Source organism: Streptomyces sp. NPDC050528, assembly GCF_044457795.1.
Classification (GTDB): Bacteria; Actinomycetota; Actinomycetes; order Streptomycetales; family Streptomycetaceae; genus Streptomyces.
This window is the reverse complement of the sequence record NZ_JBITHH010000006.1, coordinates 267,343-284,410: the sequence shown is the minus strand read 5'-3', so window position 1 is coordinate 284,410 and position 17,068 is coordinate 267,343. Positions and strand designations below refer to the sequence as shown.

Genomic DNA, 17,068 nt, shown 5'->3' with positions numbered 1-17,068 from the left:
CAGCCCGCCCCCATGTACTAGAGTTATCTCGACATCGAGATATCTGCCGAGGTGCACCGCAGCCGCACACTCCGCCGATCCCAGCAGTAAGGCTTACCTAACTTAGCCTGACCTTAGCGGATCGGCCAAGACGTCGTAGCGGCAGGATGCGGTGGGAACGCGCACATCAATGAAGGAGACTGTCGTGTCGGCGAACAGCTTCGACGCCCGCAGCACGCTGCAGGTGGGCGACGAGTCGTACGAGATCTTCCGCCTGGACAAGGTGGAGGGCTCGGCCCGGCTCCCCTACAGCCTTAAGGTCCTGCTGGAGAATCTGCTCCGCACCGAGGACGGCGCGAACATCACCGCCGACCACATCCGCGCCCTCGGCACCTGGGATTCGCAGGCCCAGCCGTCGCAGGAGATCCAGTTCACGCCGGCCCGTGTGATCATGCAGGACTTCACCGGCGTGCCCTGCGTCGTGGACCTCGCGACCATGCGTGAGGCCGTGAAGGAGCTGGGCGGCGACCCGGCGAAGATCAACCCCCTCGCGCCGGCCGAGCTGGTCATCGACCACTCCGTCATCGCCGACAAGTTCGGCACGCACGAGGCGTTCGCGCAGAACGTCGAGCTGGAGTACGGCCGCAACCGCGAGCGCTACCAGTTCCTGCGCTGGGGCCAGACCGCGTTCGACGAGTTCAAGGTCGTCCCGCCGGGTACCGGCATCGTCCACCAGGTCAACATCGAGCACCTCGCTCGTACGGTCATGGTGCGCAACGGCCAGGCCTACCCCGACACCCTCGTCGGCACCGACTCGCACACCACCATGGTCAACGGCCTCGGTGTGCTGGGCTGGGGCGTCGGCGGCATCGAGGCCGAGGCCGCGATGCTCGGCCAGCCGGTCTCGATGCTCATCCCGCGCGTCGTCGGCTTCAAGCTCACGGGCGAGCTGACCCCGGGCACCACCGCCACCGACCTCGTGCTGACCATCACCGAGATGCTGCGCAAGCACGGCGTCGTCGGCAAGTTCGTCGAGTTCTACGGCGAGGGCGTCGCCGCCACCTCCCTCGCGAACCGCGCCACCATCGGCAACATGTCGCCGGAGTTCGGTTCCACCGCCGCGATCTTCCCGATCGACGGCGAGACCCTGAAGTACCTGCGCCTGACCGGCCGCAGCGACCAGCAGGTCGCGCTCGTCGAGTCGTACGCCAAGGAGCAGGGCCTCTGGCTGGACCCGGCCGCCGAGCCCGACTTCTCCGAGAAGCTGGAGCTGGACCTCTCGACGGTCGTCCCGTCGATCGCGGGCCCGAAGCGCCCGCAGGACCGCATCGTCCTCGCGAACGCCGCCGAGCAGTTCAAGAGCGACGTCCGCAACTACGTCTCCGACGACGACGAGGCGGGCAAGGAGTCCTTCCCGGCCTCCGACTCCCCGGCCGCCAGCAACGGTGTGCCGAGCAACCCGGTCACCGTCACCGCCCCCGACGGATCGACCTACGAGCTGGACCACGGCGCGGTCACCGTCGCGGCCATCACCTCCTGCACCAACACCTCGAACCCGTACGTCATGGTCGCCGCCGCGCTCGTCGCGAAGAAGGCCGTGGAGAAGGGTCTGACGCGGAAGCCGTGGGTCAAGACGACCCTCGCGCCCGGCTCCAAGGTCGTCACCGACTACTTCGACAAGGCGGGGCTCACCCCCTACCTCGACAAGGTCGGCTTCAACCTCGTCGGCTACGGCTGCACCACCTGCATCGGCAACTCGGGCCCGCTGCCCGAGGAGGTCTCCAAGGCCGTCAACGACCATGACCTGGCCGTCACTTCGGTGCTCTCCGGCAACCGCAACTTCGAGGGCCGGATCAACCCCGACGTCAAGATGAACTACCTGGCGTCCCCGCCGCTGGTCGTCGCGTACGCCCTCGCCGGCTCCATGAAGATCGACATCACCACCGCCGCCCTCGGCACCGACCAGGACGGCAAGCCGGTCTACCTCGAAGACATCTGGCCGACCGAGGCCGAGGTCAACGACGTCGTGGCGAACGCCATCGGCGAGGACATGTTCAACAAGTCCTACGCCGACGTCTTCGCGGGCGACGCCCAGTGGCAGGCGCTCCCCATCCCGGAGGGCAACACCTTCGAGTGGGACGCGCAGTCGACCTACGTGCGCAAGCCCCCGTACTTCGAGGGCATGACGATGGAGACCACCCCGGTCTCCGACATCGCCGGCGCCCGCGTCCTCGCCAAGCTCGGCGACTCGGTCACCACCGACCACATCTCGCCCGCCGGTGCCATCAAGGCCGACACCCCGGCCGGCAAGTACCTCACCGAGCACGGCATCGAGCGGCGTGACTTCAACTCCTACGGCTCGCGCCGAGGCAACCACGAGGTCATGATCCGCGGCACCTTCGCCAACATCCGCCTGCGCAACCAGGTCGCGCCGGGCACCGAGGGCGGCTTCACGCGTGACTTCACGCAGGCCGACGCCCCCGTCTCCTTCATCTACGACGCCTCGCGCAACTACATCGAGCAGGGCATCCCGCTGGTCATCCTGGCCGGCAAGGAGTACGGCTCCGGCTCGTCCCGCGACTGGGCCGCCAAGGGCACCGCGCTCCTCGGCGTCAAGGCCGTCATCGCCGAGTCCTACGAGCGCATCCACCGCTCGAACCTCATCGGCATGGGCGTCGTCCCGCTCCAGTACCCGGCGGGTCAGACCGCCGAGTCCCTCGGTCTGACCGGCGAAGAGTCCTTCTCCGTCACCGGCATCACCGAGCTGAACGACGGCACCACCCCGAGCACGGTCAAGGTCACCACCGACACCGGCGTGGAGTTCGACGCGGTCGTCCGCATCGACACCCCCGGCGAGGCCGACTACTACCGCAACGGCGGCATCCTGCAGTACGTGCTGCGCAACCTGATCCGCAACTAGCAGACCAGGCAGGGCAGTTGAGGGCCGCATCCCCGGAGACGGGGGTGCGGCCCTCCGCGTTTGTCCGCCGCATGTCCGCGCAGGTCATCGCCAGTGCTCAGGTGGAACACAGGGTTCCCCCAGCGGGCCGGGACAGAATCAGGACATGACTGGCACATCGGGGTCCCGCAGCAGCCGCGTACGCGTGCTCATCGTCGACGACGAGCCCGCGCTCACCGAGCTGCTCTCCGTCGCGGTCACCGAGGCCGGCTGGCGGCCCTACCCCGCGCCGGACGGCCAGAGCGCGCTGCGGATCGCCCGCGCCTGCGCCCCGCACGCCGTCGTCCTCGACGGCATGCTGCCCGACCTCGACGGCGTCCAGGTACTGCGCAGACTCCGCTACGAGAACCCCCGGCTGCCCGTCCTCATGCTCACCGCCCGCGACGCGATCGAGCACCGCCTCGACGGCCTCGAAGCGGGCGCCGACGACTACGTCACCAAGCCCTTCTCCCTGGAGGAGGTCGTGCTGCGGCTGCGCGGACTGCTGCGCCGGGCGGGCGGCGAACGGACCCCGGCCGACGACTCCGTACGCGTCCTCGGTGATCTCGTCCTGACCGGCGAGACCCGCGAGGTCCGGCGCGCCGGTGAGCCCGTCCAGCTCACCGCCAAGGAGTTCGACCTGCTCACCCTGTTCCTCGACCATCCCCGCCAGGTGCTGAGCAAGGCCCAGATCCTGGACCAGGTGTGGAGCAGCTGCTTCGACGGCGGCGGCAACCTCGTCGAGGTCTACATCTCCAGCCTCCGCCGGAAGATAGACCGGGGCCGGGCCCCGATGATCCACACCGTGCGCGGCATGGGATACGCCCTACGGCCCGTGGAGGACGGCAGATGAACCTCCTGACCCGCAACCGAGGCCGCCTGCACGGCCGTTCACTCCGCACCCGCCTCCTCCTCTTCATCAGCGCGACCCTCGTCGTCGTGTGCGCCGCGATGGCCCTCACCACCGTCTTCGTCCAACGCGCGTATCTGCTCGGCAACTTGGACGACCGGGTGGGCAACGCCGCCGAACGCAGCCTGGGCGGCGCCCAGCACCACCCGGACTTCGACGGCGACCTCGGGTTCCTCATGGAGAACGGCCACGCCGTCGGGACGCTCGCCGCGCGGTTCGACGACAAGGGCACGATCATCGCCGCGGCAGTGGTCCGGCAGGACGCCCCGCCCCAGAACCTCACCGCCGCCCAGCGCGCGGCCCTCGCGGGCGTCACCGCCGACAGCGCGATGCACACCCGCACCGTGCCCGGCCTCGGCACCTACCGGCTCACGGCCCTCGACAGCGATGGCGTCCGGGTCCTCACCGGCCTTCCGATGGACGACGTCCAGGACATGATCAGCGGCATGGTGGCGGTCGAGGCGGTCGTCGCCCTCGCCGGACTGACCGCGGCGGGCTGCCTGTGCGCGGTCGTCATCCGACGGCAGCTACGGCCGCTGGGCCGGGTCGCCGCCACCGCCGTCGAGGTCTCCCGCTCGCAGCTCGGCCACGGCGAGGTCACCGCGCTCACCCGGGTGCCCGAGCGGGACACCGACCCCGGCAGCGAGGCCGGCCAGGTCGGCGCCGCGCTCAACCGCATGATCGACCACGTCGAGTCCTCGCTCGCCGAACGCCAGCGCAGCGAGGAGCAGATGCGCCGCAGCGAGGAACGCATGCGCCGCTTCCTCGCCGACGCCAGCCACGAACTCCGCACCCCGCTCGCCTCGATCGCGGGCTACGCCGAGCTGATGAACCGCGGCACCGACCGCATCGAACCGGGCCTCGCCTGGCGCCGGGTCACCGCCGAATCGGCCCGCATGACGGGCCTGGTGGAAGACCTCCTGCTGCTCGCCCGGCTCGACGAGGGCCGACCCCTCCAATCCGCCGAGGTGGACCTCGCGGCGCTGCTCGCCGAGGCGGTGTGGGACGCCCGCGCGGCGGGCACCGGCCACGAGTGGCAGCTCCAACTCTCCCTGGACGCCCCGGCGTTGGTCGTCGGTGACGAGGCCCGCCTGCACCAGGTGCTGGCCAACCTGCTGGCCAACGCGCGGATGCACACCCCGGTCGGCACCACGGTCACGGCGAGCGTCGAGGCCACCGCCGACCGCACCGTCGTCATCCGGGTCCGCGACGACGGCCCCGGCATCCCCCCGGCCCTCCTCCCCACGGTCTTCGAACGCTTCACCCGCGCCGACGCCTCCCGCACCCGCGCCGGCGGCAAGGAGGGCGGCTCCGGCCTCGGACTCGCCATCGCGACGGCGATCACCGGAGCCCACGGCGGCCGCATCGACGTGACCAGCGTCCCGGGCCGCACGGAGTTCACCATCGAACTCCCGGCGGCCACGACCACCGAACTCCCGCCCGCGGAAACGGCGATGCGCGCCCGCACGGCACCGGTCTAGAGGAGCACCGAGCACCGGACGGACGCGCATCACCGTCGTCGCCGCAGACCTACGGCGTGGTCGTGAACGAGTCGAAGTCGGCCTCGCCGGTGGTGCCCGAGGCGTGTGACGTCTGGGTCAGGCCGACGTCCTGGGTGGCCGCGGCGGTGGGGACATCGATCGTCCCGACCAGGTTCCAGGTGGCGTTGTCGGTCGAGTAATAGCCGCTGTAGCTGCTGCCGTCACGGACGAGCTTCAGCCACGAGGGGTAGGCGGCGGTGCCGGTGGAATCCTGCGAGTCCAGCTTTCCGTCGCCGTCGCTGTCCCAGTCGAGGAGGTAGCCGTTGCCCGGGGTCGCGACGAGGGCCACGTACCCGGGTGAGGTGTTCGGCTGGGTGATGTCGTTGCGGACCATGATCCCGGCCTTCGCCCAAACGTCCGTGTCCGACTGCGAGTTGAGCTTCACCGTCGTCACCGAACCGTCGTGCTCCGCACCCGGCAGGTAGATCGAGCCGTACTCGTTCGTGCCGTTGTACAGATCCGCACCCTGCGCCCGGATACCGAGTTGCGTGCCGGACTCGCTGAAGCTCGCCGTGGTGGAGGCGAACGTCCGGTAGGGGGCGGTGACTTGGTGGTTGACGGTGATCGTGTCACCGGCGGTCAGCCGGGTCTTCCCTGCGGACCGGAAGCGGTAACTCGCCGTCCCCTGGAAGTCGTTGGAGGCGAAGAGCTTCGTAGAGGGCGGGATGGAGACGGAGTAGGTGACCTTGAGCGCGTGGCCGCCGCGAATCGTCCGGGCCCGGGTCGCGGAGTGCGTGGTGATCTTTGTACCGGCCGGCCCGGTGAGGGTCAGGTCGGCATCGGTGATCGACCGGGACCCGTTGTCGGACAGGACGGCGGTCACCGTGCGGGTGGTGCTGTCGCTGGGCGCGGGCGCCCAGTTGAGCCCGAACGAGACATCCGGAGCCGCGCCGGTCACCGTGCGGTGGCTGCCGTGGACCCGGTACAGGGCCACACCGTGCGCGGGCACATTGGCGGCGATCCGGCCGGTGGACTCGGTGAGTTGGTGGCTCCACAGGTCCCGCAGGCCGTAGTCGCGCGCCTTGGACAGCCCCAACGCGGCTGCGGTCGTGGCGACTTCACGGGGAGCCGACCCGGTGTTGAACAGCCCGACCACGACATCCCCGTCGGCCTCGGTCTTGGCGAACACCTGCGAGTCGGTGTCCGAGGAGATCCGCTTGGCGTCGATGCCGTCCTGGTCGACGGCGAGGACATCGGTGTTCTTCAGCAACGCGAGGTCGGCCGGGTCGAGATGGGTGAGGTCGGTGCCGAGGATGAGCGGAGAAGCCGCCAGCGACCACAGGCTCATCTGCGTCCGGCGCTCGTCGGGGGTGAGGCCGTTGTTCGCGCCGTTCCCGATCTCCAGGGAGTCGTAGTCGTTGTAACCGCCGGGCCCGCCGTACGGCGCCCAGGCCGCGACCTGGTCGAAGCGGGAGGCGATGGAGGCCCAGGTGGTCAGGGGGTAACTGCTGTCGTTCGGACCGCAGTAGCACTCGATGTCGCCACCGGTACGCCAGCCGTTGGAGAGCTTCTTCCAGGTGGCCGCGTTGTTGATGTCGAGGTTGTTGGACAGCTCCAGGTGAATGGGCCGCCCGGTGTGGTGCAGGGCGTCCGACCAGGCCTGGACGTCCTGTTGGTCGGACGTGCCGACACCGTCGATCTTGAGATAGTCGATGCCCCACCCGGCGAACTGGTCGGCCCACGAGTCGATGAACGTCTGCGCGCCGGGCTTGGTGTAGTCGATGCCCACCATGTCGCCGCAGTTGTAGTTGTTCTCGGTCGTCGAGGTGGCGATGTCCCGCGCGTGGTACGGCGTTCCCTTGATCTCGGTGTTCTTGGCGACCGCCTGCTGCGAGATGCCGGGAGTGACGTACAGGCCGAACTTCAGCCCCAGGGAGTGGACATAGTCGGCCACGACCTGGACGCCGTTCTCGCTGCCGCGCGGCGGGAACTTGACGGGGTCGGTGACCCAGCGGCCGTACTGGTCGACGTCCGGGCCCTGGCTGCCCGGGCACTGGTACCAGAAGTCGTCGACGTTGGCGTAGACGAAGCCGTTTTTCGCCAGCCCGCTGGTCTTGAGCGCCTTGGCCTGGGCCTCGATGGTCCGCGCGGTCGGATTGCGCCGCACAAAGCTCCAACTGCTCCACCCCAGCACGGGTTTGAGCCCGACACCGTTGTCATCGGCCCGCGCGGCCTGACCGCCGGTCGCGGTGATCCCCATGGTGAGCAGCAGCGCTCCGGTGAACGCGGCCAGTGCACCGCGGATCTGTCTTCTCATGAGCTGTTCCTCCATCGCAACGCCCACTCGACTCAGAAAACGTCAAGAACCAACCCCGTGGACGCGACAAGTGAACAGGACCGAACGTCAGTCACCACATAGCGCGTTTGGCCAAAACTGGGTCAAGCCTGTGGGGTCACTGTGGTGGGAGCGGTGAGGGGAGGGGTGTGAGGCGGGGGCTGGTTCCGACTGGTCGCCGTGCGCAAGGTTCCCTGCCGCGCTCCGAGACCCGGCTCCCGAACAAGCCCGCCCTCGGCGCCACTTCGAGTGCCCCCGCCGTTTACAGCCGCCCCAGTCCGCGCTAACTTCACGGGCAAGTGGGGTGGGAGCGCTCCCACCCGCCCGGCGGTCCGGAACCCGCCGGGTGGTCGGGTCGCCCCACCCCACGCGACCACCCCCGCACGTTCCTCGCACCCGCCGACCGAAGGGACGTAGAACTGTCATGTTCGTGACAAAGCAAAGTCCAACTCCCAGTGCCGTACCGCGATTACCGCGCCCCACTCCCCACCGAGCCCTCTTCCTCGTGCTCCTCGCCCTGCTCACCACCGTCCCCGCCCTGGCCCTGATCCTCGCCACGGGTGGCCGCGCGGAGGCGCACGGCACCCCGATGAAACCCGGCAGTCGCACCTTCCTCTGCTGGCAGGACGCGCTCACCACCACCGGCGAGATCAAACCGATCAACCCGGCGTGCAAGGCGGCCCAACAGGTCAGCGGTACAACGCCGTTCTACAACTGGTTCTCCGTGCTGCGCTCCGACGGCGCCGGCCGCACCCGGGGCTTCGTGCCGGACGGTTCGCTGTGCAGTGGCGGCAACCCGAACTTCACGGGCTTCGATCTCCCGCGCGACGACTGGCCGTTGACGCATCTGACCTCCGGCGCCACCGTCGACTTCTCGTACAACGCCTGGGCGGCGCACCCGGGTTGGTTCTACGTCTACGTCACCAAGGACGGCTTCGACCCGACGAAGACACTCACCTGGGACGCCATGGAGGACACCCCGTTCCTCACGGTCGACCACCCGCCGCTCAACGGCACCCCGGGCACCGTCGAGGCCAACTACTCCTGGACCGGGCAGCTTCCGGCGAACAAGTCGGGGCGCCACATCATCTACATGGTGTGGCAGCGCTCGGACAGCACCGAGACCTTCTACTCGTGCTCGGACGTCGTATTCGACGGCGGCAACGGGGAAGTGACGGGTATTCACGACCCCGGCAACCCCACCGACCCGGTACCCGGCGTCTGTTCGGCGACCCGGCACACGACCGGCACCTGGCCCGGCGGCTACCAGTCCGAGGTGACCGTCACCAACTCCGGTGACGTCCCGATGCTCGGCTGGATGGTCAACTGGGCACTCCCCGCTGGCCAGTCGGTCGCCAGCCTCTGGAACGGCAACGCGACCTACAGCGGCCAGGACGTGATGGTCCACAACGCCGACTGGAACGGCTCACTGAGTCCGGGGCAGAGCTCCACCTTCGGCTACGTCGTGAACGGCGACGGCGGTGACCTGGCAACTGCCCTTCCCTGCCAGGTCGGTTGAGCCAGTGCTCAGGGCGGACCCGGTGGTCGGGGGCCACCGGGTCCGCGAGCCGGGCAGGGAATGGGGGTTCAGCCTGCCCGGGTGGTGCGTGGCTTGGTACGGCACTGCGGTGCGACAACGTTGTCGAATGGTCTGTATATGACTCTACCGCCCCAACGGACAACGATGTCAACCCAGTTGGCCTGCGGGCGCCGTCCGAGTGGGTGCCCCCGCGTGCCCTGCCCGCACACGCGCTCTTCCGTGGTACGGGTGGCGCACGTTACTGTCCCTGCGGCTTGTGCGACCTGTGGTGCGCGACCCGTCCGAAGGAGGAGGGGCCGCGTCATGCGTTTCCGTCCCATGTCCCTGTTGCTCGCCGCCGCACTCGCGGTCGGCGGTGCCACCCCCGCCCTGGCGGCGACCGCCGCCGCCCCGCCACAACTCGTCAAGGACCCCAGCGCCTACGTCGATCCGCTGATCGGCACCAAGAACGGCGGCAACGTCTTCCCGGGCGCCGTCGTGCCCTTCGGCATGCTCTCCTGGAGCCCGGAGAACACCAGAGGCAGCGCGACCAGCACAGCCGCGCCAGGCGGCTACCAGTACGACGCCACCCGCATCCGCGGCTTCAGCCTCACCCACATGTCCGGCACGGGCTGCGCGGGCGGCAGCGGCGACATCCCGTTCTACCCGTACGCCGGTGAGGTCACCTCCTCCCCGGCGAGCGACACCAAAGACGCCGTCTACGCCTCCGACTTCAGCCACACCGACGAGACCGCCGAACCCGGCCACTACAAGGTCGGCCTCGCCTCCGGCGTCACCGCCGACCTCACCGCGACGGCCCGCACCGGTTCCGGCCGCTTCACGTACCCCGCCGACAAGCCGGCCTCCCTCCTGATCCGCACCGCCAACTCCGAGGTGGGCTCCACCGATTCGTCGGTCACCATCGACCCGAAGACCAACACGGTCTCCGGCTCGGTCACCTCCGGCAACTTCTGCGGCTACCTCGACCCCGAGGGCCAACGCGCCTACTACACCCTGTACTTCACCGCCACCTTCGACCGCGCCTTCAAGACCACCGGCACCTGGCAGGACGACAAGCTGACCCCGGGGTCGACGTCCGCGACCGGCGGCACGGGCGGGTTCACGAACGGCGGCCGTCCCGTCGCGGGCAAGGGCGCGGGCGGCTACGTCGAGTTCGAGCCCGGCAACGGCCCGGTCGGCGTCAAGGTCGGTATCTCGTACGTCAGTCAGGCCGGCGCGAAGGCCAACCTCGCGGCGGAGAACCCGCCCAAGCGCACCTTCGACGCCGTCGAGGACGCGGCCCACCGCGCCTGGCGCGACCAGCTCGGCGCGATCAAGGTCGGCGGCGGCACCGACACCGAGCGCACCACCTTCTACACCGCGCTCTACCACTCCCTCCTGCACCCGAACGTCATCAGCGACGCCGACCGCAGATACACGGGCAGCGACGGCAAGGTGCACAAGGTCGGCCGGGGTCATCAAGCGCAGTACGGCACCTTCTCCGGCTGGGACATCTACCGGTCGCAGGTCCAACTGCTCACCCTCCTCAGCCCGCGCACGGGCTCGGACATCGCCCAGTCCCTCTACGAACTCGCCCAGCAGAACGGGGGAGTCTGGGACCGGTGGCTGCACGGCGCGAGCGGCACGCACGTCATGAACGGCGACCCCTCACCCACCGCCCTGGCCGGCATCCGCGCCTTCGGCGGCACCGACTTCGACCTGAAGGGAGCCCTCGCCTCCCTCGTCCAGGCGGCGACCGTACCCACTGCCCAGGACCTGTCCTCCTCGGGCAAGCCGGTCCTCTCGGTGGGCCAACGCCCGTCCCTGGACAAGTACTTGAACCTGCACTACATGCCGTCCGTCTCCAACGCATGGGGCGGTGCCGCCGAAACCCTGGAGATGTCCACGGCGGACTTCGCGCTCTCCCAACTCGCCACGGCGGCAGGGAAGAAGACCACGGCGTCCGACTTCGCCACCCGTGCCCAGTGGTGGCAGAACAACTTCAACATCGCCGCCGACCCCACCGGCGGCTACATCGCCAACCGCAAGGCGGACGGCAGTTGGGTCACCGGCTTCACCCCGGGCACCGGCAACGGCTTCGTGGAGGGCACGGCCGCCCAGTACACGTGGATGGTCCAGCACAACCCGGCGGGCCTCTTCGCGGCGATGGGCGGCACCGACAAGGCGCTCGTCCGCCTCGACTCCTTCTTCCATGAGGCGGACGGGAGTTGGGCCTTCACGGGCAGCGGTGGCGACAAGTCCGAGCTCGACAACGAGCCGTCCGTCAACGTTCCCTATCTGTACGACTACGCGGGCGCGCCCTACAAGACCCAGGAGACCGTCCGCGCGGCCATGAAGCAGCTCTGGACCACCGACCCGGCCGGCATCCCCGGCAACGACGACCTCGGCGAGATGTCGTCCTGGTACGTCTTCTCGGCGCTCGGCATGTACCCGCAGGTCCCCTCCCGCGCCGAACTCACCCTCGCCTCCCCGCTGTTCGAGCGCATCGAGATCACTCGCCCGCACGGCAACGACATCTCCATCCGCGCGAAGGGCGCCGCGACCGACGCCCCGTACATCCAGTCCCTGAAGGTCAACGGCCGTAGTACGCAAAAGCCTTGGCTCTCGTCCTCGATCGTCAAGAACGGCGGCACTCTCGACTACACCCTCTCCACCACCCCGAACCGCACCTGGGGCAGCGCCCCTTCGGACGCCCCGCCGTCCTTCCGGACCGGCGAGCAGCCGTACCAGATCGGCGTCGGCCCGACCGCCGCGACCCTCGCCCCCGGCGAGAGCACCAAGGTCAACATCAAGGCCCTCTCCCTGAGCGGCGGCACCGAACCCGAGGTCCGCTACACCGTCGAGACCCCCGCCGGAGTCACGGCAACTCCCGCGCAGGGCACGGTAGTCGACGGCTCCCAGGACATCACCCTCACCGCCGCCACCGACGTCCAGCAGGGCTTCTACGACGTGAAGGTCACCGTCACCTCGGGCGGCACGTCGTACGAGCAGCCGGTGTCCCTGACGGTGGCCGCGCCCGGCACCCTTCTCGCCGCCTACAACAACACCGGTGTCTCCGACGACACCGGCGAGCACGACGAGGCGGACTACGACGGGGGTGGCTGGAGTTACTCGCTCCAGGCGCTGGAGGCGGCCGGGCTGACCCCGGGCGGCACGGGCACGGTGGGCGGGCTCGGCTTCACCTGGCCCAGTTCGCCGAACGGGCGCCCGGACAACGTCTCGGCGGCCGGCCAGACCGTCCAACTCCCGCAGGCGGCAAGCATGTTGTCCTTCGTCGGCAGCGCGGTCAACGGCAATCAGCAGACGAAGGCGACCGTCACCTACACCGACGGCAGCACCGACGTGATCGACCTGTCCTTCACGGACTGGACGGTCGGCGGGGGCGGCGGCACCGTGCAGTACGGCAACGAGGTGGTCGCCAGGACCGCGTACCGCAATGTCGCGGGTGCGGACAAAGACCCGGTAGCCACTTATGTGTTCGCCACCAAGCCGTTCGCGGCACCCACGGGCAAGACCATCAAGAGCGTGACACTTCCGGACGACCCGGATCTCCATGTGTTCACCCTTGCGGTGAACTGACGTCCACTCCGTGTGCCCTCGCCGGTTCCGGTGGCGGGGGCACATCGGCGCGTGCGAGCATCCGCAGATGGTGAAACGGCCGCAGCTGCCCGAGGAGTTCCGGGCCGAGGCGCGCACCGCCTTCGCGTTCCTGGTGGGGGACGAGGGCTTCGCGCCGCCGGAGGACATAGACGGGGGCCTGCGCTATCTGCGCGCCGACCTGATGGTGCGGGTCTGGTTCCTGGGCGGCGCCGAATCGGAGGTCCTGACACGACTGATCCCCCTGGCGCCGGACGGCACCAGGGGGAGCGGGGCGTGGCTCGACGACCTGTACACGGCCGCCGCGTGCGGTCCGGCCCAGGACGTCCCCGTCTTCGCGTCGACCAGGAGAGGCGTGCTCAGACGGGTCCACCAACACGCGGAGGCGTTGCGGCGGTTGCTGCCCCGCCTCCCCGTGCCGTGACCGTGCCTCAGGCCAGCAGTTCCACCTCCGCGAGGGTCGAGGGACCGCTCAGCACCAGGCGGTAACGCGCGTACGAACCAGGTGACTTGACCGAGAAGACGCGCGTCTGCTGGTCCCAGGTGAAGGACTCGCCGGAGCGTTTGTCGAGCGTCTTCCACGTGCTGCCGTCGGCCGAGCCCTGGAGGGTCCAGCCGGTCGGCGCCAGTGTGTGGTCCTTCGACGACGTGAGCGTGTACTGGACGCCCTTGGTGGCCTTGGCGACCGGCAGGTCCACCGAGCTCACCGTCGCGTCCGTGGCCGACGTGTTGTCGAACAGGGGCCCGACACCGGCGAGTTGGTCGCTGCGGGGCGTCGGCACCTTGTCGTCCTTGGTGATCGACACCGGTGCCGCGTTCTTGCCGCTGCCCCACGACGAGGGCTTGGAGCCCATGGAGAAGTCCAGCACTCCGCCCTTCTCCAGCAGCGAGTGGGGGAGTGAAGTCTTCGTCCAGTTCTGGCCGTTGACCTTCAGACCCTGCACGTAGATGTTCTTCGTGCTGTTCTTCGGCGCCTTGACGACGAGGTCCTTGCCGTTCTCCAGGTGCACGGTCGCCTTGGTGAACAGCGGGGAGCCGATGGCGTATTCGCCGCTGCCCATCACCAGCGGGTAGAAGCCGAGCGCGGAGAAGAGGTACCAGGCCGACTGCTCGCCGTTGTCCTCGTCGCCGTGGTAGCCCTGCCCGATCTCGCTGCCGGTGTACAGCCGCGACAGCACCTCGCGCACGTCCTTCTGCGCCTTCCAGGGTTCGCCGGCCGCGTCGTACATGTACGTGACGTGGTGGGCGACCTGGTTGGAGTGGCCGTACTGGCCCATGCGGACGTCCCGCGCCTCCGTCATCTCGTGGATGACACCGCCGTAGGAACCGGCGTTGGTGGGCGAGGCGGTCTCGGGGGTGGTGAAGTACTGGTCGAGCTTGTCGCCGAGGGCCTTCTGGCCGCCGTAGAGGTTGGCGAGGCCGCGGCTGTCCTGCGGGGCGGTGAAGGCGTAGCCCCAGCCGTCGGTCTCCGTGTAGTCGTAACCCCAGATCTTCGGGTCGTAACTCGCCGAGTCCACGCGCCAGTTGCCCTTGGCGTCCTTGCCCTGGAAGAACCCGGCCTGCTTGTCGAAGAGGTTCACGTAGTCCTGGGCGCGGTTGAGGAAGTACGCGGACTCCTCCTTGTAGCGCTTCTCGCCGGTCTTCTTGTAGAGGGCCTGGCCCATCTGGGCGATGCCGTAGTCGTTGACGTAGCCCTCCATCGCCCAGGAGAAGCCCTCGCCGGTGTCGGTGCTCGTGTAGCCGAGGAAGGGCGAGGTGGTCATGCCCTTGCGGCCGACGCCGGAGGCGGGCGGGACCACGGTCGCGTTCTTCACGGCCGCGTCGTAGGCCGACTTGGCGTCGAACTTCACGCCCTTGACGTACGCGTCCGCGAACGCCACGTCCGAGGAGGTGCCGGTCATGAGGTCCGCGTAGCCGGGCGAGGACCAGCGCGAGGTCCAGCCGCCGTCCTTGTACTGCTGCACGAACCCGTCGACCATCTCACCCGCCTGACTGGGCGTCAGGAACGAGTAGGCCGGCCAGGTCGTCCGATACGTGTCCCAGAAGCCGTTGTTGACGTACACCTTGCCGTTGACGATCTTCGCGCCGGTGTGCGTCGGGGTGTCCTGGCTCGTCATCGGGGAGAACGGCGAGGCGTACTGGTACGTCGAACCGACCTTCTCGAAGCCGGAGTTGGGGTACAGGTACAGCCGGTACATGCTGGAGTAGAGCGTCGTCAGCTGGTCCGGGGTCGCCCCCTCCACCTCGACCTTGCCGAGCAGCTTGTCCCACACCTTCTGGGCCTGCTTCTTGACCGTGTCGAAGGAGGTGCCGTCCGGGATCTCCTGGCGCAGGTTGTCCTTCGCCTGGTCGACGCTGATCAGCGAGGTGGCCAGGCGCAGGGTGACCGTGTGGTCGGCGCCGGGCTTGAACTTCAGATAGCCCTTGACGCCGCTGGACGAGCCGTCCGTCACGGGCGCGTCGAACGTGCCGTAGACGAAGAGCCGCGTAGCGCCCGTGGACAGACCGGACTTGACGTCCGAGTAGCCGGTGACGGTCCCGTTGGTCTTGTCGAGGGTCAGGCCCGCCTGCTCGGTGACGTTGTCGAAGATGACGCTGGCGTCGTCGCCGGGGTAGGTGAAGCGCAGCGAGGCCGCGTGGTCGGTCGGGGCCATCTCGGCCTTCAGACCGTTCTCGAACGTGACGCCGTAGTAGTACGGACGCGCGGTCTCGTTCTCGTGCTTGAACGCCAACTCCCGTGCCGTCGGGTCGGTGTTGGGGGTTCCGGAGGCCGCCGACGGCATCACCTGGAAGGTCTGCCGGTCGCCCATCCAGGGGCTCGGCTCATGGCTCAGGCTGAGCGCCTGGAGCGTCGGCAGGTTGTCGTCGTTGTTCGCGCGTGCGTAGTCGTAGAGCCAGCTGAGCGACGACGAATTCGTCACCGGGGTCCAGAAGTTGAAGCCGTGCGGCAGCGCCGCGGCGGGGAAGTTGTTGCCGCGCGAGAAGCTGCCGCTGGAGTTGGTGCCCCGGGTGGTCAGCGCGTAGTCGGACAGATGCGCCTTCGGCTTCTCGGGCGCCACCGACTTGAGGCTCACGTCGTCCAGCCAGCCGCGGAACTTCGCGGGCCCGCTGGGGGAGTCGTAGTCCAGCAGGATCCGGTCGACGGTCTTGCCGGCCGCGACCGAACCGATCCGCGAGACCACGTTGTTCCACTGGTTGACGTAGAGGATCTTCGCCGCGCCCTGCCCCTGCGGAGTCAGCGCGAAGCCGTGCGAGTCGGTCGCGCCGAGGTCGCTCAGATACGTGCCGTCCGTGAAGGCGAGGTCGACGGAGACGTTCGTGGCGTCGTAGTCGAGGTCACCGTCGGACATCTGCGGGAAGAGCCGGTAGGAGAGCGCGGTGTCCTTGCCGACGGGGACGTTCACGTCGAAGACCTTGTTGTACGAGTACGCCCGCCCCGTGGCCGTGTGACGGCCCGCGTAACGCAGTGCGCGCTTCCCGGTGAAGCCGGCGCCCGCCTTGGCCGTGGGGGAGCCGCTGGGGCCCCGATCGACCAGCGAGAGCATGTCCTCGGGGATCGGGGCGGTGGTGCCGCCCGTCGAGAACTGGACGTCGGCGAGCTGCAGGATGCCGCTCGCGCCGTTGTTCTTCGTGATGTCGAGCCGGAAGTGCTGGTACTCGGCCGGCTCGGCGAGGTCGTAGGACTTCGTCTGGAACCGGTCGGCGAAGCTCTCGCCGGAGCGGGTGTCCAGGGTCTTCCAGTCCTTGCCGTCCGTCGAGCCCGACAGCGTCCAGTCCTTCGGATCGCGTTCGGCGAAGTCGTTCGCCGAAGTCAGGGCGTACGTCACTATTTTGGCCGGTTTGTCGAGGTCGAACTCGACCCAGCCGGTGGGCGCGAAGGTCAGCCACTTGGTGCCGGACTCGCCGTCGACGAGGTTCTCCTTCACCTCCCCGCCGCCCGTGTTCTCGGAGCTGGCCCGGACGTCGGTGACGTGGTCGGTCACATTGCCCGGGATCCCGGTGCTGTAGCCGCCGTCGACGCCCGAGGCCCGCTTGGAGCCGTCCGGCGCGGTGTCGACCGTGTTCAGCCAGTCCGGTGCCGGGTCTCCCGACTCGAACGAGGAGGCGAACTCCCCGCCGGCCGGGGCCTTTGCGGGGAGGGCGACCGCCACCCCCTGCGAACCCACGAGCAAAGCCAGTGCGGCGGTTGACACAACCGCCGTACCCCACCATCTGTGATGCATACGAGGGCATCCTCCCTGCACGCTGGACAACGTTGTCAGCTTCGATGCGCAAGGAACAGTAGGGA

Annotated in this window: 8 protein-coding genes; 6 read left to right on the top strand and 2 right to left on the bottom strand. The window is 68.9% G+C overall.

Features of this window, described 5'->3' with window-relative positions; genetic code table 11:
* Positions 1–184: 184 nt before the first annotated feature.
* The 3 genes from acnA to ACIBK4_RS22705 all read left to right on the top strand — a co-directional run bounded on the left by acnA (position 185) and on the right by ACIBK4_RS22705 (position 5,308).
* A complete protein-coding gene (acnA, locus tag ACIBK4_RS22715) occupies positions 185–2,899 on the top strand; it encodes an aconitate hydratase AcnA (protein WP_398996861.1) in 2,715 nt (904 codons plus the stop codon).
* 145 nt (positions 2,900–3,044) lie between these two features.
* Positions 3,045–3,770 carry a response regulator transcription factor gene (locus tag ACIBK4_RS22710; RefSeq protein WP_398996858.1) on the top strand — a complete coding sequence of 242 codons (726 nt, stop codon included), beginning with the start codon at positions 3,045–3,047 and terminating at the stop codon, positions 3,768–3,770.
* Positions 3,767–5,308 (top strand): sensor histidine kinase, encoded by a 1,542-nt coding sequence (locus ACIBK4_RS22705; RefSeq protein WP_398996856.1) that lies wholly within the window; start codon positions 3,767–3,769, stop codon positions 5,306–5,308. The genes ACIBK4_RS22710 and ACIBK4_RS22705 overlap by 4 nt, the downstream gene beginning before the upstream one ends.
* A gap of 49 nt (positions 5,309–5,357) precedes the next feature.
* On the opposite strand, the gene ACIBK4_RS22700 is transcribed toward ACIBK4_RS22705, so the two are convergent.
* Positions 5,358–7,625 carry an NEW3 domain-containing protein gene (locus ACIBK4_RS22700; protein ID WP_398996854.1) on the bottom strand — a complete coding sequence of 756 codons (2,268 nt, stop codon included), beginning with the start codon at positions 7,623–7,625 and terminating at the stop codon, positions 5,358–5,360.
* 607 nt (positions 7,626–8,232) lie between these two features.
* On the opposite strand from ACIBK4_RS22700, the gene ACIBK4_RS22695 reads away from it, so the two are divergent.
* The 3 genes from ACIBK4_RS22695 (at position 8,233) to ACIBK4_RS22685 (ending at position 13,204) form a co-directional block, all read left to right on the top strand.
* Positions 8,233–9,162 (top strand): lytic polysaccharide monooxygenase, encoded by a 930-nt coding sequence (locus ACIBK4_RS22695; protein WP_398997295.1) that lies wholly within the window; start codon positions 8,233–8,235, stop codon positions 9,160–9,162.
* Between the two features lie 324 nt (positions 9,163–9,486).
* Positions 9,487–12,762 carry a GH92 family glycosyl hydrolase gene (locus ACIBK4_RS22690; protein WP_398996852.1) on the top strand — a complete coding sequence of 1,092 codons (3,276 nt, stop codon included), beginning with the start codon at positions 9,487–9,489 and terminating at the stop codon, positions 12,760–12,762.
* 67 nt (positions 12,763–12,829) lie between these two features.
* A complete protein-coding gene (locus tag ACIBK4_RS22685) occupies positions 12,830–13,204 on the top strand; it encodes a hypothetical protein (RefSeq protein WP_328828119.1) in 375 nt (124 codons plus the stop codon).
* A 7-nt stretch (positions 13,205–13,211) separates the two neighbouring features.
* On the opposite strand, the gene ACIBK4_RS22680 is transcribed toward ACIBK4_RS22685, so the two are convergent.
* A complete protein-coding gene (locus ACIBK4_RS22680; protein WP_398996849.1) occupies positions 13,212–17,003 on the bottom strand; it encodes a GH92 family glycosyl hydrolase in 3,792 nt (1,263 codons plus the stop codon).
* Between the last annotated feature and the right edge of the window lie 65 nt (positions 17,004–17,068).